Source organism: Bradyrhizobium sp. USDA 4504, from assembly GCF_054063995.1.
In genome coordinates this window covers 5978425-5996137 of the sequence record NZ_JBSSGV010000001.1, presented here as the reverse complement: position 1 = coordinate 5996137, position 17713 = coordinate 5978425, and the positions used below count along the sequence as shown (strand labels likewise).

Annotated in this window: 17 protein-coding genes; 9 read left to right on the top strand and 8 right to left on the bottom strand. The window is 66.1% G+C overall.

Annotation, left to right across the window (positions count from 1 at the left end; translation table 11 throughout):
• Positions 1-85: 85 nt before the first annotated feature.
• Entirely contained in the window at positions 86-382 is a 297-nt protein-coding gene (gene rpsU / locus ACVMB1_RS28325) for a 30S ribosomal protein S21 (protein ID WP_021078544.1), read from the bottom strand.
• 264 nt (positions 383-646) lie between these two features.
• On the opposite strand from rpsU, the gene aqpZ reads away from it, so the two are divergent.
• Positions 647-1369 carry an aquaporin Z gene (aqpZ, locus tag ACVMB1_RS28320; protein ID WP_057019013.1) on the top strand — a complete coding sequence of 241 codons (723 nt, stop codon included), beginning with the start codon at positions 647-649 and terminating at the stop codon, positions 1367-1369.
• Positions 1370-1542: 173 nt separating this feature from the next.
• On the opposite strand, the gene ACVMB1_RS28315 is transcribed toward aqpZ, so the two are convergent.
• Entirely contained in the window at positions 1543-2649 is a 1107-nt protein-coding gene (locus ACVMB1_RS28315) for a 5-(carboxyamino)imidazole ribonucleotide synthase (protein WP_076829604.1), read from the bottom strand.
• Complete coding sequence (gene purE / locus ACVMB1_RS28310) at positions 2646-3134, bottom strand: 5-(carboxyamino)imidazole ribonucleotide mutase (protein WP_028335999.1); 489 nt, start codon at positions 3132-3134, stop codon at positions 2646-2648. The genes ACVMB1_RS28315 and purE overlap by 4 nt, the downstream gene beginning before the upstream one ends.
• A gap of 145 nt (positions 3135-3279) precedes the next feature.
• On the opposite strand from purE, the gene ACVMB1_RS28305 reads away from it, so the two are divergent.
• Positions 3280-4005: a GGDEF domain-containing protein gene (locus ACVMB1_RS28305; protein ID WP_057019015.1), complete on the top strand. Its 726-nt coding sequence runs from the start codon at positions 3280-3282 to the stop codon at positions 4003-4005.
• Here the strand turns inward: ACVMB1_RS28305 and ACVMB1_RS28300 are convergent.
• The 3 genes from ACVMB1_RS28300 to ACVMB1_RS28290 form a co-directional block, all read right to left on the bottom strand.
• Entirely contained in the window at positions 4000-4251 is a 252-nt protein-coding gene (locus ACVMB1_RS28300; protein ID WP_018268738.1) for a hypothetical protein, read from the bottom strand. The two genes, ACVMB1_RS28305 and ACVMB1_RS28300, sit on opposite strands and share 6 nt — an antisense overlap.
• Positions 4252-4281: 30 nt before the next feature.
• The gene (locus ACVMB1_RS28295; RefSeq protein WP_028336001.1) at positions 4282-4491 is read right to left on the bottom strand and encodes a hypothetical protein; all 210 of its coding nucleotides are present in this window, start codon (positions 4489-4491) and stop codon (positions 4282-4284) included.
• A gap of 196 nt (positions 4492-4687) precedes the next feature.
• Entirely contained in the window at positions 4688-4894 is a 207-nt protein-coding gene (locus ACVMB1_RS28290; protein WP_016847372.1) for a YdcH family protein, read from the bottom strand.
• 240 nt (positions 4895-5134) lie between these two features.
• Here ACVMB1_RS28290 and ACVMB1_RS28285 point away from each other — a divergent pair, with 240 nt between their 5' ends.
• Positions 5135-5320, top strand: a complete 186-nt coding sequence (locus ACVMB1_RS28285; RefSeq protein ID WP_016847370.1) for a YdcH family protein — start codon at positions 5135-5137, stop codon at positions 5318-5320.
• A gap of 96 nt (positions 5321-5416) precedes the next feature.
• Here the strand turns inward: ACVMB1_RS28285 and ACVMB1_RS28280 are convergent, their stop codons facing one another.
• Positions 5417-6520 carry an NAD(P)/FAD-dependent oxidoreductase gene (locus tag ACVMB1_RS28280; protein ID WP_076829607.1) on the bottom strand — a complete coding sequence of 368 codons (1104 nt, stop codon included), beginning with the start codon at positions 6518-6520 and terminating at the stop codon, positions 5417-5419.
• Positions 6521-6794: 274 nt separating this feature from the next.
• On the opposite strand from ACVMB1_RS28280, the gene ACVMB1_RS28275 reads away from it, so the two are divergent.
• The 3 genes from ACVMB1_RS28275 (at position 6795) to ACVMB1_RS28265 (ending at position 13152) form a co-directional block, all read left to right on the top strand.
• Positions 6795-9482: a sensor domain-containing protein gene (locus ACVMB1_RS28275; RefSeq protein WP_141342312.1), complete on the top strand. Its 2688-nt coding sequence runs from the start codon at positions 6795-6797 to the stop codon at positions 9480-9482.
• A 343-nt stretch (positions 9483-9825) separates the two neighbouring features.
• A complete protein-coding gene (locus tag ACVMB1_RS28270; RefSeq protein WP_076829772.1) occupies positions 9826-11349 on the top strand; it encodes an ABC-F family ATP-binding cassette domain-containing protein in 1524 nt (507 codons plus the stop codon).
• Positions 11350-11685: 336 nt separating this feature from the next.
• Positions 11686-13152: a glycerol-3-phosphate dehydrogenase gene (locus ACVMB1_RS28265; RefSeq protein WP_076829611.1), complete on the top strand. Its 1467-nt coding sequence runs from the start codon at positions 11686-11688 to the stop codon at positions 13150-13152.
• Positions 13153-13307: 155 nt separating this feature from the next.
• On the opposite strand, the gene ACVMB1_RS28260 is transcribed toward ACVMB1_RS28265, so the two are convergent.
• Positions 13308-14537, bottom strand: coding sequence for a tetratricopeptide repeat protein (locus ACVMB1_RS28260; RefSeq protein WP_083715101.1), 1230 nt, complete (start codon positions 14535-14537; stop codon positions 13308-13310).
• A gap of 296 nt (positions 14538-14833) precedes the next feature.
• On the opposite strand from ACVMB1_RS28260, the gene ACVMB1_RS28255 reads away from it, so the two are divergent.
• Genes ACVMB1_RS28255 through ACVMB1_RS28245 form a run of 3 tightly spaced genes read left to right on the top strand, consistent with a single transcriptional unit; the run spans position 14834 to position 17669 of the window.
• Complete coding sequence (locus tag ACVMB1_RS28255; RefSeq protein WP_244558894.1) at positions 14834-15934, top strand: ABC transporter ATP-binding protein; 1101 nt, start codon at positions 14834-14836, stop codon at positions 15932-15934.
• Positions 15931-16845: an ABC transporter permease gene (locus ACVMB1_RS28250; RefSeq protein ID WP_057019022.1), complete on the top strand. Its 915-nt coding sequence runs from the start codon at positions 15931-15933 to the stop codon at positions 16843-16845. Before ACVMB1_RS28255 ends, ACVMB1_RS28250 begins: the two co-directional genes overlap by 4 nt.
• Entirely contained in the window at positions 16845-17669 is an 825-nt protein-coding gene (locus ACVMB1_RS28245) for an ABC transporter permease (protein ID WP_076829616.1), read from the top strand. The genes ACVMB1_RS28250 and ACVMB1_RS28245 overlap by 1 nt, the downstream gene beginning before the upstream one ends.
• Positions 17670-17713 lie beyond the last annotated feature (44 nt).

Sequence of the window (17713 nt, the reverse complement as noted above, 5' to 3'; positions counted from 1 at the left end):
TGGGTACCCCGGAACGCGGCATGCTTCAAAACGACAACGCGGGCCCGTGGCCCGCGCTGTTAGACTTCCATATCGGCAAAACGGTTCAGCGAGGGCCGCGACCGGCGCCTGCACCGCCCGGACGGCCGCCGCGGTCGCCACCGGGGCCAGCGCCGAACACCGGCTTCGGCTTCATCGGCAGCAGGCCTTCGCGCTGCAGCTTCTTGCGCGCCAGCTTGCGCGCGCGGCGCACGGCTTCGGCTTTTTCGCGGGCCTTCTTCTCAGACGGCTTTTCGTAGTGACCGCGGAGCTTCATCTCGCGGAAAATGCCCTCGCGCTGCATCTTCTTCTTCAGCGCCTTCAGGGCTTGGTCGACATTGTTATCGCGGACGAGAACCTGCACGCGGCATCCTCTTTTGAATTGATCGGTTCGGAATTCTGGCGAGGTGAAGGGACGGCAAAAGGCCTGCCTCTTAACCCTAGGCGCGCGCATGTATCAGACAAACGCGCAGATGTCCACCGGTCGAGTGACTTTCGGGCCTAGTAAAGCCACGAAATAGGGCGAAAATGCCATTGTGCGGCCCCGATTTGGGTGGTTTGGCGCCCAGATGAGGGCCGCTCCCGGCGTTTTGGATAACCCGGACATTGGAAATAGGGGAGATGCGAGATGGAGATGAAGAAATACGCTGCCGAGGCCATCGGTACGTTCTGGCTCACATTCGCTGGTTGCGGCAGCGCGGTGATCGCGGCCGGCTTTCCGCAGGTCGGGATCGGCCTGGTCGGCGTGTCACTGGCCTTCGGGCTGAGCGTGGTGACCATGGCCTATGCGATCGGCCATATCTCGGGTTGCCACCTCAACCCGGCGGTGACGGTCGGGCTCGCCGCGGGTGGGCGTTTCCCGGGCGGCCAGGTGCTGCCCTACATCATCGCGCAGGTCGTGGGCGCAATCATCGCGGCCTGGCTGCTCTATGTGATCGCGAGCGGCGCGCCCGGCTTCGATGTCAGCAAGGGTTTTGCCTCCAACGGCTATGACGCGCACTCACCCGGCCAGTACAACATGGTGGTGTGCTTCATCACCGAGGTGGTGATGACCATGATGTTCCTGTTCATCATCATGGGATCGACCCATGGCAAGGCGCCCGCCGGCTTCGCACCGCTCGCCATCGGCCTCGCGCTGGTGATGATCCATCTCGTCAGCATTCCCGTCACCAACACCTCGGTGAATCCGGCGCGCAGCACCGGGCCGGCGCTGTTCGTCGGCGGCTGGGCGCTGGGGCAGCTCTGGCTGTTCTGGGTCGCACCCCTGATCGGCGGTGCGCTCGGCGGCGTGATCTATCGCTGGCTCAGCGACGAGCCGACCGGCATCGTCGCCGGCGCGAAGACGGCGTGATCGGCGAGAGCGTTTTCGAGCGAAGTGGACGCCGGTTCGCGTGAAGAAAACGGGTAAACAAAAATCCAGAGCATCGGTTCTGATTCAATCAGAACCGTTGCTCTAATGGATCGTGGTTGCCACGATCCCATTTCCATCGATGCGACGAAGGCGGCTATCGGCCGCGTGTGGAATTATCCCTTGCGGGCCGGCGTCACTTCGGTGACGTGTCCCATCTTGCGGCCGGGGCGCGGCGTGCCCTTGCCGTACAGATGCACTGTGGCGCCGGGAACGGTGAGCCACTGCTCGTAGCTCAGGATGTCGTCGCCGATCAGGTTGGTCATGACGACGTCGCCGTGGCGCACCGGCTTGCCCAGCGGCCAGCCGGCGATCGCGCGGATGTGCTGCTCGAACTGTGAGATCGAGGCGCCGTCGAGCGTCCAGTGACCGGAATTGTGCACGCGCGGCGCGATCTCATTGACCAGCACCGTCGCCTTGCTGCCGTTGCCGGGCACCGCGAACATCTCCACCGCGAGCACGCCGACATAGTCGAGCGCCGAGGCGATCTCTTCGGCGATCGCGCGCGCCTGCACGGCAAGCTCATCGGTGATCGCGGCCGGCGCGCGGGAAATTTTCAGGATGTGGTCGCGATGCTCGTTCTCGGTGACGTCGAAGCATTCGACTTCGCCGGACGCGGAGCGGGCCGCGATCACCGAGATCTCGCGCTCGAACGGCACGAAGGCCTCGAGGATGGCCGACTTGGTGCCGAGGTCCTCCCAGACCTGTTCGAGGTCATCGCCCTCGCGGATGATGGCCTGGCCCTTGCCGTCATAGCCGAAGCGGCGGGTCTTGATCACCGCGGGCAGGCCGATGCGTTCGATTGCCGTGCGCAGCGTGCCGACCGAGGACACGTCGGCGTAGTCGGCCGTGCCGATGCCGAGCTTGCTGATGAAGTCCTTCTCGATCAGCCGGTCCTGCGTGGTCTCCAGGATCTTGTAGGCCGGCAGCACCGGGCGCCGCGCGGCGAGCACCATCGCGGTCGCGGCCGGGACATTCTCGAACTCATAGGTGACGACGTCGACATCGTTGGCGAACAGTTCGAGCGCCTCGACGTCGGCATATTCCGCGCAGGTCGCGTTCTGCACCACGTCGAACGCCGGGGAGTCCGGATCCGGCGAAAACACCTGGCAGCGGAGCCCGAGGCGCGCCGCGGCCATCGCCAGCATCCGGCCCAATTGTCCGCCGCCGAGGATTCCAATGGTGTCGCCCGGCTTCAGCTTCACTGCGTTCGAAGCCGTCACGCCGCGCCCTCCGGATGCTCGTTGACCGCGTCGGTCTGCTGCTTGCGCCAGGCCGCAAGGCGGGCCGACAGAGCCGGATCGTTGAGTGCGAGCACGCTCGCCGCGAGCAACGCGGCATTGATCGCGCCGGCCTTGCCGATTGCCAGCGTTCCGACCGGGACGCCGGCCGGCATCTGCACGATCGAATAGAGCGAATCGACGCCCGACAGAGCCTTCGACTCGACGGGAACCCCGAACACCGGAAGCTCCGTCAGCGCGGCCGTCATGCCCGGCAGATGGGCGGCGCCGCCGGCGCCGGCAATGATCACCTTGTGGCCGGCTGCCTTGGCGCCCTTGGCAAAGGCATAGAGCCGATCCGGGGTGCGGTGGGCCGAAACGATGCGCGTTTCGCAGGCCACGCCGAGCGCAGCCAGCGTCTCGGCGGCATGGCGCATGGTTTCCCAGTCGGACTGACTTCCCATGATGATGGCGATCGGAGCGGTCATCTCTTCAATTCTGTGCAGGAATCCAAAAGCATAGGCCGATTATAGGGACGGCCCGGGCGTCATCCAAGGCGTGGCAAGGGAGTTAGAATGGACTATCCTGTCTTGGTGAATCCCGGCAAGCCTTCATAAGCAGGCCTCAACAAGGATGCGCATGAAGAAGAAGACGACGTCGGCCGCCTCCGGGGCCGCGAAACGACGGAAAGGCGCGCCCGCCGCGCGCAAATCCAGGCCGGGCAAGACTGCAGCCAAGCGGGCTGGAACCAAACGGGCTGGAACCGGAGCTTCCACGCGAGGCGCGGTCGCATCCGGCGACAAATCGACCATCCGCAGCTTGCGGGCGCAGCTGGCGCGGGCGCAGGCCCGGATCGAGGAGCTGCAGGCCTCCGCCGAGACCGACTTCCTGCTCGACATCTTCAACCGGCGCGGATTCGAGCGCGAGCTCGCCCGTTCGCTCTCCTTCATCAAGCGTTATCAGGCCTCCGGTGCGCTGATCGTGCTCGACGTCGATCGCCTCAAGCCGATCAACGATGCCTTCGGCCACGCGGCGGGCGACGAGGTGCTGAAGGCGATCGTTGCCGCGATATCGGATCAGGTGCGCGCTTCCGATGTGATCGGCCGTCTCGGCGGTGACGAGTTCGCCGTGCTGCTGTGGAATCTCAGCGAGATCGATGCCCGCGCCAAGGCGGCTGCGCTGGAAGAGGCGATCGATCGGTTGACCTTCATGTTTCGTAACAGCCAGGTCACCGCAGGCGCCTCCGCGGGCGTTGCTATCCTTACCGCGCACTCGGATATCGATCGCGTGCTCGATGAGGCCGACCGTGCGATGTATGTGCGCAAGGCCCAGCGGCGCCACGAATCCCGAGAATTATAACGCGCTCAAATCCTCCGGCACATTTCCGTAAGCACGCAACAGCTTGGCATCGCCGAATTCGCCGATCGCAGGATCGCCGGTGCGGCTGAACGCGACGGCGCCGATGCTGCCGGGCATCCGCGACATGGTCTCCGCGCGGCGCAGCGCGACCGCCGAGCTCTGGCATTCCTCGGCATTGCCGGCGACCGGCGTGCCGTCATCATCCTGCATGAAGGGCAGTGCCACGTAATAGGTTACATCGGCCATCGCTGTGCTCCCTGAAGATCAGGCCAAGGATCAGGCGGCATCGCTCGCCGCCCGGGTCTGCGCCGGCACGCAGCCGGCGGTGATCGCGGCCTGCAATTCCTCAAGCTCGGCTTCCAGATATTCGTTGGCCATGATCAGCGCCTTGATGGTGCTGCGCAGGTTGCCGTCGCACATCGCGATCGCCTGATCGCAGGCCTTCTCGTAGCGGCTGTTGTCGGGCAGGGAAGGCGGTGCGGACATGGCGAAACTCCCTCTGATGGCTGGCGGCTGGGCTGGCATGTTCTCTTTTTGTTCATGTGGAGTCAAGCGCCGGGAAACCGCCTTCCGTCCGTTGCCGCGAACGTGAAGTCGGCGAGGCGCTGTGGATGACGGGGAAAACCGTCGCCCGGTCTGAACCGGAAGCGCCGAACCGCGAAGGCGCGCGCCGCGGCACGCGTCAGGCAATGATGTCGGGCGTGATCTGGTCTTCGATAAAGGCGATGCGATCGCGCAGTTGCAGCTTCCGCTTCTTCAAGCGCTGCAGCATCAAGAGATCCGGCGCCGGCGACTGATGCAGCGCGTCGATCGCGGCATCGAGGTCGCGGTGCTCTTGTTGCAGCCGCGCGAGTTCGGCGATTAGTTCGCGCTCATCCTGATCGTTCATGGTTGTGTATTAACTGATAAGCACGATAAGGTTGTTGCGGCTGAAGTCGCCGCTCGCCGGAATATCCTCCTTGAACGCGCGCCGCGCAAGCCGGACCGGTTCCATAGTCACGATTGGTTACAGATAAACCGAAATGAGTGCGTGCGGCATTTCGCGTCCCCCATCGACAGCGCCGTCCACTCGTGTACACTCGGCGGTCCGGATCGAACCTGAGGTTTAACGCACCGAGGAGTGTTCGCAATGGCAATACAGGCCCATCTCATTGAGCTGGAGCGTAAACACAAAATACTCGAGAACGAACTGCACGAAGCGCTCGTTCACCCCTCTGTAGACGACCTGCATATTTGCGAGCTGAAGCGCCGCAAGTTGATGGTCAAGGATCAAATCGAGCGGTTGAGACTGTCCGCCGACGACACGGTCCACTAGACCGCCCCCCTGCAAATTAGCAAATAGCCTGGCCTTTCACCGAGGGATGAACGCCCAAGCGCGCGCGCATCCCCCGGGAGGCCTTACTGTATTTGCTCAGAGTTCCGCCAACGCGCCGACATGGTCGGCGACCGCGAGCGATGACGTCAGTCCGGGCGATTCAATGCCGAACAGGTTGATCAGGCCCGCGACGCCGTGATCGGCCGGCGCCTGGATCAGGAAATCCTGGGTCGCCACCGCCGGCGGCACGATCTTGGGGCGGATTCCCGAATAGCTCGGCATCAGCGCGCCGTCCGGCAGGGCCGGCCAGTATTTCCGGATCGCCGGATAGAACCGCTCGGCCCGATCAGGGTCGACCGCGTAATCGATGTGATCGATCCATTGGACGTCGGGCCCGAATCTCGCCTGTCCGGCCATGTCGAGCGTCAGGTGGACGCCGAGCCCACCGGGTTCCGGCACCGGGTAGATCAGCCGCGAGAACGGCGCCCTGGCGCTGCAGCTGAAGTAATTGCCCTTGGCCAAATAGGCCGTTGGAATCAATTCGATCGGCATGCCCTCGACGTTGCGCGCGACTGCCGTCGCGCCGAGCCCGGCGGCATTGACCAGGAGATCGCAGGCCAGCGTCATCGGCGCGGCGCCGCCGGCCTCGATCTCGAACCCGTCGGCGGTGGCCTTGGCGTGGAGCAGCGGCGTATGGAAGGCGAACGCCGCCCCGGCCGCCTCGGCGTCACCGCGCAGCGCCAGCATGTAAGCATGGCTGTCGATGATCCCGGTCGAGGGCGACAGCAGCGCTGCGTCGCAATTCAGCGCCGGCTCCAGCGCGCGCGCCGCCTCGCCGGACAACAGCTGCATGTCGTCGACGCCGTTGGCCTCGGCATGCGCGCGGATCGACTGCAGCTTCTCGGTCTCCGCAGGCGTGGTGGCCACGATCAGCTTGCCGCAATTCTTGTGCGGGATGCCGTGCTCGGCGCAGTAGCGGTAGAGCGCCCGCTTGCCGCTGACGCACATCCGCGCCATCAGGCTGCCGGCGCGGTAGTAGATGCCGGCGTGGATCACCTCGCTGTTTCGCGACGAGGTCACCGTGCCGATCCCCTCGGCCTCCTCGAGCACAATCACTTCGCGGCCGGCCTGTGCCAGCCGCCGCGCCACGGCGAGGCCGATCACCCCCGCACCGACGATCACGCAATCAACCCTGTCCATCTCGTCCTTCAGGTCCGAAAATTTCCGCCCAGCCGCGCCATGACCGTTGCCGCCAACATCGTTCAGCCGATCCGGCCGCCTTGGGCAAGTGCTTATTAGGCAAGTGCTTGGGCCATCTCAAATAGTTGGGAAGCCATGCCCTGTTAGTGGAGCATTAATCATGTCAGGGCAATTGCCATAAATTAAGTCAGCATTTTCCGGTTGCATCAGTACGCGTTTACCCGATCCAAACCGCCGGAGCCGGACACTCGCCCCGGAAATCCGCGGGTGATCGATGGTTGGCAGGAAGGTGCAGGCGGGCGGGAAGAATTCGATTCCGGCAAGGGCCGTGCTCTGCCTGATCGCCGCCGTCGCGCCGTGCGCTGCAGCCCGGGCCGGCACCGGTGCGTTCGCGCCGTCGAGCTATCTGGGCAGCCTCGATCCCGGCCTGGTCTGGGAGCTGCTGATCGGCAGCGTGGTGGTGGCGTCCTTTTTCGGCGCGGTCGGGCTGTGGATCCTCTCGGCGCTGCGCAAGGCCAAGCGCGCGCAATTGCGGCGTAACGCCTTCGTCTCGTCGGCACTCAACCATTTGAACCAGGGCGTGGTGATGACCGATGCGCAGGAGCGCATCGTGTTCTGCAACGACCGCTATCTCGACATCTACGGCCTGTCGCGCGCCGACATCAGGCGCAACATGACCGGCGTCGAGCTGCTGGAACTGCGCCGCGACCGCGGCGTGCTCGACGTCAGCGCCGAGGATTTCTTCGCCAGGGCCGCGGCGCCGGAGGGACTGGTTAGCGAGCTGCCCGGCGGCAGGTCGGTGCTGGTGAAGTATTTTCCATTGCCGAACGGCGGCTCGGTCGCGACCCATCTCGATTGCACCGACCAGCGCAAGCTGTCGCGCAAGCTCGCCTCGACCACACAATTCCTGGAATCGGTGCTCGACAACGTTCCGGTCTGCGTCGCGGCCAAGAACATCGAGGACGGCCGCTACATCTTCGCCAACCGCGCCTTCGAGCGCTTCTCGCGCTTCTCGCGCGATCACATCGTGGGCAAGCGCGCCGACGAGATCTTCCGCCCCGAGACCGCCGCCAGCATCGACACCGCCGACCGCGCGGCGTTGAGCGCGGCGGAAGGCTATCACCGCAGCGAATTCTTCGTCGAACGCGGTTCGGACAAGCGGATCCTCGCCTCCAACCGCGTGATCGCCCGCAACGAGGCCGGCGAGCCGGAATTCCTGATCGCGCTGTTCGAGGACGTCACCGATCGCCGTTCGCTGTCGCGCGAGCTCGAGAACAACAAGAAGTTCCTCGAGCTCGTGGTCGACAACATCCCGGTCTCGCTGATCGTGCAGCGGGTCAGCGACGGCCGCTACCTCCTGGCCAACCGCAGCGCCGAGACGATCCTCAATCGCCGCCGCGAGGACGCCGCCGGCCTGACCGCGTCCGACATCTTCAATGCGCGTGAAGCCAAGCTGATCATCGCCCGCGACGAGGCCGCGATCAGGAAGCGCAGCATGATCGCCGAGGAGCATCCGATCTCGACCAAGGACGGCCTGCGGCTGTTCCTGACCCGCCGCATGACCGTGCTCGACGATGTCGGCGAGCCGCAATATCTGATCAAGACCCATGAGGACGTCACCGACCGGCGCCAGACCGAGTCGCGGATGGCGCACATGGCCTATCATGACGGCCTGACCGATCTGCCGAACCGCGCCGCCTTCCTGCAGGCGCTGACCCAGATGATCGAGGCCTGCGACGGCACCGACGAGGAGTTCGCCGTGCTCTGCGTCGATCTCGACGGGTTGAAGGAGATCAACGACGTCTACGGCCATGCGATGGGCGACAAGGTGCTGGTCGAGGTCGCGCAGCGTCTGCAGGCCGTGGCGCGCGGCGGCGTGGTCGCGCGGCTCTCCGGCGACGAATTCGGCCTCATCATCGACGGCAAGCAGCCGGTCGCCGGCATCGCGCTGGCCGAGCAGGCCGCCGAGGCGCTCGGGCAGGATTTCCTGATCGACGGCAAGTCGGTGCGAACCGGCCTCACCACAGGGATCGCGGTGTTCCCGGACAACGGATCCGACGCGGCGTCGCTGCTGGCCAATTCCGGCGCGGCGCTGTTTCGCGCCAAGGCGAAGTCGCGCGGCACGATCTCGATCTTCGAACCGGAGATGGACCAGCAGATCCGCGATCGCCGCGTGCTGCACCAGGAGCTGTCGGTCGCGATCAAGAATGGCGAATTGTCGCTCTACTACCAGCCGCAGGCCGCCGCGGGCGGCAGCGTGGCGGCCAGCCAGATCATCGGCTTCGAGGCGCTGGCGCGCTGGCACCATCCGGTGCGCGGCTTCGTGCCGCCCGGCGACTTCATTCCGCTCGCGGAAGAAAGCGGCCTGATCGTCGAGATGGGCGAATGGATTCTGCGCGAAGCCTGCCGGGAGGCGGCCTCCTGGGCGATCCCGCTGCAGGTCGCGGTGAACCTGTCGCCGGCGCAATTCACCCATGGCGACCTCGTCGGCCTCGTGCATTCGATCCTGCTCGAGACCGGGCTCACGCCGGACCGGCTCGAGCTCGAAATCACCGAGGGCGTGCTGATCGAGGATTTCGACCGCGGCCTGTCGCTGCTGCGGCGGCTGAAGGCGCTCGGCGTCCGCATCTCGATGGACGATTTCGGCAGCGGCTATTCCTCGCTGAGCTACCTGCAGGCGTTTCCGTTCGACAAGATCAAGATCGACCGCGCCTTCGTCATCAATCTCGGCCGCAACCCGCAATCGGCCGCGATCGTGCGCGCGGTGATCGATCTCGGCCACGGCCTTGAAATGTCGATCGTCGCCGAAGGCGTCGAGACCGAGGCGCAGCTCGACTTTCTCGCCGAAGAGGGCTGCGACGCGGTGCAGGGCTATCTGATCGGCAGGCCGGCCCCGATCGGTCAATTCGCCGCGCTGGTCGGCGGCGACCAGCTTGCCGAAACCGTGCGCAGAGCCGGGTAATTTGGCCTGAATCGCCCGGCCGGCTGTGCTTGCCATCCGCTGCACGTCCGGCTACATCTCGACCCACCACATCATTTCAGCCGAGAAAGGAGGGCTGCGTCGTGGCGAGATACACCGATCCCCACCTCAAGCGTGGCCCCGTCAACGCCCTGCAGATGCGTTTGCAGGGCTGACCGGAAACTCGCGCTAAATCCTTCCTGGTCTGCCCTTCGTGGCCGTGCGGCGTCGACGCTTGAGCGTTCGCGCCTGCACTCAAATCCCTCGCCGCGCTTCGACACGCACATCCGATGATGGCTGGACGCCTCGGGATGTTGCGATTGCCGGCAAGACCAGAGAATTGATCGTGACCCTCATCAATGTCCGCAATCTCGGCGTGACCCTGAACGCGCCGCTGTTTTCCGAACTGAATTTTGTCGTCAATGCCGGCGACCGCATCGGGCTGGTCGCCGCCAACGGCCGCGGCAAGTCTACGCTGCTGCGCTGCATCGCAGATGCGATGGAGCCCAACGAAGGCGATATCACCCGTGCGCGCGGACTGACCGTTGGCCATGTCGAGCAGGATGCGCCGCCCAAACTCCTGGATACGCCGTTCCATGCCGCCGTGCTCGAGGCGCTTCCCGGTGAGCAGCGCGCCAACGAGGGCTGGCGGGTCGACGTCGCCTTGCAATCGCTCGAGGTGCCGGAGGAGCTGTGGACGAGACCGCTGAAGCAGCTGAGCGGCGGCTGGCTGCGGCTTGCGGTGCTCGCCCGCGTGCTGGTGACCGAGCCCGACGTGCTGCTGCTCGACGAGCCGACCAACCATCTCGACCTCGCCAAGATCGGCCGGCTCGAGGGCTGGCTGAACGCGCTGCCGCGCGAGATGCCGGTGGTGATCGCAAGCCATGATCGCGCCTTCCTCGATGCGACGACCAACCGGACACTGTTCCTGCGCCCGGAGCGGTCGCAGCTGTTCTCGCTGCCCTATACCGCGGCGCGCGCGGCGCTCGACGAATTCGATGCCTCGGACGAGCGACGCTATCAGCGCGACATGAAGGCCGTGCGGCAGCTCCGGCAGCAGGCCGCGAAGCTCAACAATCTCGGCATCAATTCCGGCAGCGACCTTCTGCTGTCGAAGACCAGGCAATTGAAGCAGCGCGCCGAGAGACTGGAGGAGACGGCGAAGCCCGCGCATCTGGAACGCTCGGCCGGAACGATCCGGCTCGCTAACCGCGACACCCATGCCAGGGTCCTGATCAGGCTGGACAACGCCGGGATCGCCACACCCGACGGCCGGCTGTTGTTCAGGACCGGCCAGCAGTTCATCTGCAAGGGCGACCGGATTGCGCTGCTCGGGCCGAATGGCGCCGGCAAGACCCGCTTCGTCGCGGCGCTGCGGCTGGCGATCGAGAATGCCGCAGCGGCACCGGCCGAGATCCGGGCCACCGAGTCATTGGTGCTTGGCTATTGCGATCAGGCGCTGGCCGATCTCGCCGATAGCGACACGCCGATGCGCATGCTGACGCGGCGCTTCGAGGTCGGTGATCAGCAGGCGCGCGGCCTGCTCGCCGGTGCCGGGCTCTCGATCGAGATGCAGGGCCGACCGATCGGGCGGCTGTCGGGCGGGCAGAAGGCCCGCCTCGGCATGCTGGTGCTGCGGCTCACCCAGCCGAACTTCTATCTGCTCGACGAGCCGACCAACCACCTCGACATCGAGGGCCAGGAGGCGCTGGAGGACGAGTTGATGGAACAGCAGGCCAGCTGCCTCCTGGTGTCGCACGACCGCCAGTTCGTGCGCACGGTGGCCAACCGATTCTGGGTGATCGACGGCAGGAAGCTGATCGAGGTCGATGGACCGGAACAGTTCTTTGCCGCGGCCGGCGCGGGCTAGTGCGTGATGGAGTCAGGTTGGATAGCCGTCGCGAAGACGGTGTGCCTCTCCCGCTCGCGGGCCGTCGCAGGAGGAGCGCTGCCAAAATATCGAAAACAACCCCATGCAAAGTAGCCGGCGGCGGCCGGCGTTCGAGCAGGCTACTTGACACGTCGGGCAACTCAGGGGCATTATTCCAATATTCCGAAATCATGCAAGCGTACGTTCGCCCCCCGCAAGCGGGAAGGTGAGTGTGCCGTGATTCACCCGGACATCATGTAGCTCAGCGCCGCGCCTTGACGCATTTTTCGTGCGAACCCGTCTTTTGTTCGCATTGAAATGCGATAGGCGTTGCGCATGGCGGACTACGACGTCGCGATCATCGGCGGTGGCCTGAACGGCACGAGCATTGCCCGTGATGCCGCCGGCCGCGGCCTGCGCGTGATCCTGCTGGAGCAGGGCGATCTCGGTTCCGGCGCATCGCAGGCTTCGCCGCGGCTGGTCCATGGCGATCTGGCCGGGCTGGAACGGCGGCAGTTCTTCCGCGTCCGCCGGGCGCTGAGGGAACGCGACGTGTTGCTGCGCATTGCGCCGCATCTGGTGCGGCCGGTGCGCTTCGTGATCCCGGCGCATGCCGAGGAGCGGCCGCCGTGGCAGTTGCGGTCGTTGCTGCTGCTCTACGAACGGCTGACTTCGCGCAGCGGTCTGCCGCGCTCGGCGACGCTCGATGTCACCCACCATCCGGTCGGCAATGCGCTGAAGCGGCCGTTCGGAACCGCGTTCGAATATTCCGACTGCGTCGTCGACGATTCCCGGCTCGTCGTGCTCACCGCCGTCGATGCCGCGGCGCGCGGCGCCGATATCCGCACCGGCGCGCGCGTGACCCGGGCCGAGCGCGGCGAGACCTGGCGGCTGGTCGTGATCGACCGCGGCTACCGGCGGGTGATCACGGCGCGGGCGCTGGTCAGCGCGACCGGCGCGTGGACCGCCTCGGTCGCCGACATCGTGCTGCGGGTGCCTGCGCCGCAGCTTGCGACCGTGCAGATCAGCCAGATCGTGGTGCGCCGCCTGTTCGACTGCGACAACGTCTATGTGTTTCAGAACCCTGACGGCCGGTTGATCTTCGCCAGTCCCTACGAGCGCGACTTCACCCTGATCGGCAGCGTCAGTCATCCCTTCAAGGGTGATCCGGCGGTTGTCGCAATTGGTGTGCGCGAGGAGGCCTATCTCTGCGACGCCGCCAATCGCTACTTTCGCGAACAGATCGCTCCAGTCGATGTGCTGCGGACCGTCTCCGGTGCCAATTCCGTGCTCGTGCCCGCGCGCCGGCACATGAGCGATGGCGCAGCGCTGCTCGATGTCAGGCGCGGCAAGGCGCCGCTGCTTACGATCTTCGGCGGCGACGTCACCACCGCGCGGCGCCGCGCCGAGCGGACGGTGTCGGAGTTCACGCGGTTTTATCCGATGACGCCGCGCTGGACCGCAACGGCGCCGCTGCCGGGCGGCGAGTTCGCGTGGCAGCGCTTCGAGACCGAGGTCGACATCGCCCGCGACCGCTGGCGCTTCCTCGGCGAGGCGCAGGCGCGGCGGCTGGTGGCCGCCTATGGGCTGAACGTCAGAGATGTTCTGGGCGACGCCAAAGAGAAGGCCGATCTCGGCCCGGCCTTCGGTCCCGAACTGACCGGCGCCGAGGTGCGCTACCTCATGCGCAAGGAATGGGCGCGCTTTGCCGACGATATCCTGTGGCGCCGCTCAAAGCTCGGGCTGACCATGCCGCAAGCCGATCGCGACGCGCTTGCGGCGTTCATGGCGAAGATGGATTGAGCTCGATTCAAACCTCCCCTTGAAAAGGGGAGGTCGCTTTGCTCGCCAGAGCAAAGCGGGTGGGGATTCTGCCTCCATGACAACCGGTGTCGTTCGTGGCCGACCCCCATCCCGACCTTCCCCCTTTCAGGGAAGGAGGAGAGCTCCAGCAGCGGCTATTGCCGGGCCGCCTCCTGTGACCAGGCGAGGTCGCGCCGGGACGGACGGCGATGCAGCCGCTCCGAGATCAGGCTCGTTGCCTGCCGGCCCTGGCCGGCGCGCAGGCATGCGACGATGAAGGTGTCCTCCCACAATTCACGTTGCGCATGGCTGCCGCCGATTCGCACCAGCTCTGGCATCAGCGGCGCAAGGATGCGCACCGCGTCGTCGTGATCGCCGGCGGCGAAGGCCGCGATCCCGCGGCCGAGCCCGATCGCCGCGGGGCCCGGCGCCAGTCTGCCGTCGGCAGCGCGCGCGGCCATCTCGACCAGCCGCGCCTCGAGCGCGTCGTTGTTGGTCGTGGCTGCGACCAGCGCGTGGTGCACGTCGGCGAAATGCGCGCCGGCCTTCGGGAAGTAGCCGTCGCCATAGGCGGCGACATCCTTCCAATGCTGCTCGAGACCGGTCTTGCCGGCGACCGTCAGCCGCCACAGCAGCGAGGCCGTGTCGGTGAAGATATTGAGCGGCGGATAGGGGCGGCCCGCCGGCTTGATGTGCTGCTCGTAAATGTCGAGCGCGCTGTCGGCGTCGCCTTCCTCGATCGCAATCAAGGCCAGGTGCCAGGCGAGATGGCCCTGCAGGAAACTCGTCCGGTCATTCGCCGGCAGCCAGGCGGAAAGGAAGCTGCGGCCTTCCGCCGCGTCGCCCTGCTCGAACAACGCATGCGCGACCGCGTGCGCGGCGCCGGCGTTCTCCGGCTTCAGCGCATAGCCGCGCTCGGTGATGGCGCGACCCGAGACGATATCGCCGGCCTCGGTTTTCGACCAGCCGAGATAGGTGAGGAACCACCAATCGTCGCCATAGTCGCCGGCGTAACGCTCGCAGACGGCAAGCCGCGCGGCGTCATGATCGGGCCGGCCGGAGAACGCATAGAGGCCGAAGGCGCCGAGCAACAGCGACAGCACCTGCGCATCGCGCGGATATTCGCTGAGATGCTGCTCGGCCGCGGCCATCGCCTTCTTGCCTTGGCCCTCGATCACAGACGCCATGATCTCGATGTGCTGGCGCTCGCGCCGGCTTGCGGCCGCGGCCAGCTGCCGTGCATCGGCCGCCTTGGCGCGGGCCTTGGCGCCTTCCATGTTGAGCTGGTGGACGCGGGCACGGCCGATATGGGCCAATGCGAAATCGGGGTCCTCGGCGATCGCGGCCTCGAACGCCGCATCGGCGCCATGCAGCGCCGCCAGCATGCGATCGACGCCGTCGACATAGTAGGCGGCGGCGCGGTCCGAGGTCGTCGTCAGCGGCAGGCCGTAGCGGTCGTGAATCATCGGTTGCCCTCCCGGATTTGGCTGCGGAGTCTAGCAGAGGCGCGGACGCCGACAATATTGCGGGAGATGTCCGTGAGGCGGTTGAGCCGGTGGCGATCCACCGCTAGCTTGCCGCCAGAATCGGACCTTACGGGGAATCGGGGCTGACGGACGTGACATCGGGCGAAGCGAGTGCGGAGGCGGCAAGGCCGTTGCCTGAACCGGCCGTCTCGGACATGCCGCTGCTGCGGGTCGAGGGTGTCGCCAAGTCGTTCGGCAATTTCCGCGCGGTCGACAAGCTCTCGCTCGATATCCGCGCCGGCGAGTTCTTCGCGCTGCTCGGCCCGAGCGGCTGCGGCAAGACCACGCTGCTGCGCATGCTCGCCGGCTTCGAGACGCCGGACGAGGGCCGCATCCTGCTTGGCGGCAGCGACATCGCGCAGGTGCTGCCGCATGAGCGGCCCGTCAACATGATGTTCCAGAACTACGCGCTGTTCCCGCATCTGTCGGTGCGCGACAACATCGCCTTCGGTCTGAAGCGTGCCGGCATGGCGCGCGGCGACATCGCGGCCCGCGTCGCCGAGATGGTGGCGCTCGTCAAGCTCGAGGGGATGGAGAAGCGCAAGCCCGACCAGCTCTCCGGCGGACAGCGGCAGCGCGTCGCGCTGGCGCGCTCGCTGGCGCGGCGCCCGCAGGTGCTGCTGCTCGACGAGCCGCTCGCGGCGCTCGACAAGAAGCTGCGCGAGAGCACGCAAGGAGAGCTCATGGAGTTGCAGCGCCGGCTCGGCATGACCTTCATCATCGTCACCCACGACCAGGAGGAGGCGATGACGATGGCCGGCCGCATCGGGGTGATGGATGCCGGCCGTCTGGTCCAGGTCGCCACCCCGCGCAATCTCTACGAGGCGCCGGCCTCGCGCTGGATCGCCGAGTTCGTCGGCGACATCAATCTGTTCAACGGCGAGGTCACGTCCCGCGAGAACGGGCGCCTGACGGTCGCGACGGCTGATGCGGGCAGGCTGGCGGTCAGCGAGCTGTGGCCGCCGGTGACCAGGCAGGTCGTTGCCGTCGCGATCCGCCCCGAGAAGGTGAAGCTGTCGCGCCGCGCGCCGGCAACGGACGGCGGCGCGTCGCAGGCGATCAACCGGCTGGACGGCGTCGTCACCGACGTCAACTATCTCGGCGGCGTGACCAGCTACCGGGTGAAGCTGGAGACGGGCGCGGTGGTGCGCGCGTCGATGGCCAACACCGCGCGGCTCGATGTAGATGCCTATCTCGCCGGCCAGCGTGTGGTGGCATGGTTCACCGCCGACGATTGCCTGGTGCTCGAACAATGAGCGCGCGCCGCATCTTCGCCCGGCCGGCGCGGTTCGCCGCGATCGCGCCCTATCTGTGGATGGTGCTGTTCTTCCTGGTGCCGTTCGGCTTCGTGCTGAAGATCAGCCTGTCGCAGACCGCGATCGCGCAGCCGCCCTATACGCCGGTGTTCGAGTTCACTGAGGGCCGCGCGGCGCTGGCCGCGGCGTTCGCGCAATTGTCGTTCGACAATTTCCGCCTGCTGATCTCGGACAATCTCTACATCCTGTCCTATCTGCGCAGCCTCGTCGTCGCGGTGACCGCGACGCTGATCCTGCTCCTGATCGGTTATCCCATTGCCTACGGCATGGCGCGCTTGCCGCAGCGTTGGCAGGGCGTGGCGATGATGCTGGTCATCGTGCCGTTCTGGACCTCGTTCCTGATCCGCATCTATGCCTGGATCAACATCCTGCAGCATGACGGCCTGCTCAACCAGGTTCTGCTGGCGCTGCACATCGTGTCCGCGCCGGTGGTCTGGCTGTCGACGGACAGCGCGATGTATCTCGGCATCGTCTATTCCTATCTGCCGTTCATGATCCTGCCGCTCTATGCGACGCTCTCCAGGATGGACGCGTCGCTGCTGGAGGCCGCGGGCGATCTCGGCGCCTCGCCGTTGCAGGCGTTCTGGCTGGTGACATTCCCGCTGTCGCTGCCCGGCGTCGGCGCCGGCGCGCTACTCTGCTTCATTCCTGTTGTCGGCGAGTTTGTGATCCCCGACCTGCTCGCCGGCTCCAACTCGCTGATGATCGGGCAGACGCTGTGGCTCGAGTTCTTCACCAACAAGGACTGGCCGGTCGCATCGGCCGCCGCGGTCGCCTTGTTGCTGCTGCTGGTGCCGCCGCTCGTACTCTACGATCGCCTGCAGCGGCGTCAGCTCAAGGCCAACAGCTGATGGCGCGCCCCGTCACCAGGCTCACCAGGCTCACCCGCTTCAACATGACGTCGCTGGCGCTCGGGCTGGCGTTCCTCTATCTGCCGATCGTCATCCTCGTGATCTACTCGTTCAACGCCTCGCGGCTGGTGACGGTGTGGGGCGGCTGGTCGCTGCGCTGGTACCGCGAGTTCTTTGGCGACCGCGCCATGCTGGAAGCGGCGTGGATGAGCCTGTCGGTCGCCGCGGTGTCGGCGACGCTGGCGACACTGCTGGGCACGCTGGCGGCGATCGGGCTGGCGCGCGGCGAGCGGTTCCGGGGCCGGGCACTGTTCTCCGGCATGTTGTATTCGCCGCTGGTCATGCCCGAGGTGATCTCCGGCCTGTCGCTGCTGCTTTTGTTCGTGGCGCTCAATGCCGAGCGCGGGTTCTGGACGGTGACGATCGCCCACACCACGCTGACGATGTGCTTCGTCACGGTCGTGGTGCAGTCGCGCCTCGCTACGCTCGACCGCAGCCTGGAGGAGGCCGCGATGGACCTCGGCTGCGATCCGGTGCGGGCGTTCTTCCTGGTGACGCTGCCGCTGATCGTGCCGGCGATCGTGGCGGGGTGGATGCTTGCCTTCACGCTGTCGCTCGACGACGTCGTGATCGCGAGCTTCACCACCGGCCCGGGTTCGGCGACGCTGCCGATCCGGATCTATTCCGAGGTCCGGCTCGGAGTGAAACCCGAGATCAACGCGATCTGCACGCTGGGGATCGCGCTGATTGCCGTGATCATCGTGATCGCCTCGTTCGCGTCGAAACTGTCGAGCGCGCGCGGCGAGAGCGCCGCGCCGCTGTAATTTCCGTCATTCCGGGGCGATGTGAAACATCGAACCCGGAATCT

What these genes read in the sequence shown, in the direction of transcription:
- aqpZ (WP_057019013.1), top strand. Translation starts at nt 647, where the DNA reads ATGGAGATGAAGAAATACGCTGCCGAGGCCATCGGTACGTTCTGGCTC.
- purE (WP_028335999.1), bottom strand. Translation starts at nt 3,134, where the DNA reads ATGACCGCTCCGATCGCCATCATCATGGGAAGTCAGTCCGACTGGGAA.
- ACVMB1_RS28305 (WP_057019015.1), top strand. Translation starts at nt 3,280, where the DNA reads ATGCGCATGAAGAAGAAGACGACGTCGGCCGCCTCCGGGGCCGCGAAA.
- ACVMB1_RS28300 (WP_018268738.1), bottom strand. Translation starts at nt 4,251, where the DNA reads ATGGCCGATGTAACCTATTACGTGGCACTGCCCTTCATGCAGGATGAT.
- ACVMB1_RS28295 (WP_028336001.1), bottom strand. Translation starts at nt 4,491, where the DNA reads ATGTCCGCACCGCCTTCCCTGCCCGACAACAGCCGCTACGAGAAGGCC.
- ACVMB1_RS28290 (WP_016847372.1), bottom strand. Translation starts at nt 4,894, where the DNA reads ATGAACGATCAGGATGAGCGCGAACTAATCGCCGAACTCGCGCGGCTG.
- ACVMB1_RS28285 (WP_016847370.1), top strand. Translation starts at nt 5,135, where the DNA reads ATGGCAATACAGGCCCATCTCATTGAGCTGGAGCGTAAACACAAAATA.
- ACVMB1_RS28280 (WP_076829607.1), bottom strand. Translation starts at nt 6,520, where the DNA reads ATGGACAGGGTTGATTGCGTGATCGTCGGTGCGGGGGTGATCGGCCTC.
- ACVMB1_RS28275 (WP_141342312.1), top strand. Translation starts at nt 6,795, where the DNA reads ATGGTTGGCAGGAAGGTGCAGGCGGGCGGGAAGAATTCGATTCCGGCA.
- ACVMB1_RS28265 (WP_076829611.1), top strand. Translation starts at nt 11,686, where the DNA reads ATGGCGGACTACGACGTCGCGATCATCGGCGGTGGCCTGAACGGCACG.
- ACVMB1_RS28260 (WP_083715101.1), bottom strand. Translation starts at nt 14,537, where the DNA reads ATGCTGGCGGCGCTGCATGGCGCCGATGCGGCGTTCGAGGCCGCGATC.
- ACVMB1_RS28255 (WP_244558894.1), top strand. Translation starts at nt 14,834, where the DNA reads ATGCCGCTGCTGCGGGTCGAGGGTGTCGCCAAGTCGTTCGGCAATTTC.
- ACVMB1_RS28250 (WP_057019022.1), top strand. Translation starts at nt 15,931, where the DNA reads ATGAGCGCGCGCCGCATCTTCGCCCGGCCGGCGCGGTTCGCCGCGATC.
- ACVMB1_RS28245 (WP_076829616.1), top strand. Translation starts at nt 16,845, where the DNA reads ATGGCGCGCCCCGTCACCAGGCTCACCAGGCTCACCCGCTTCAACATG.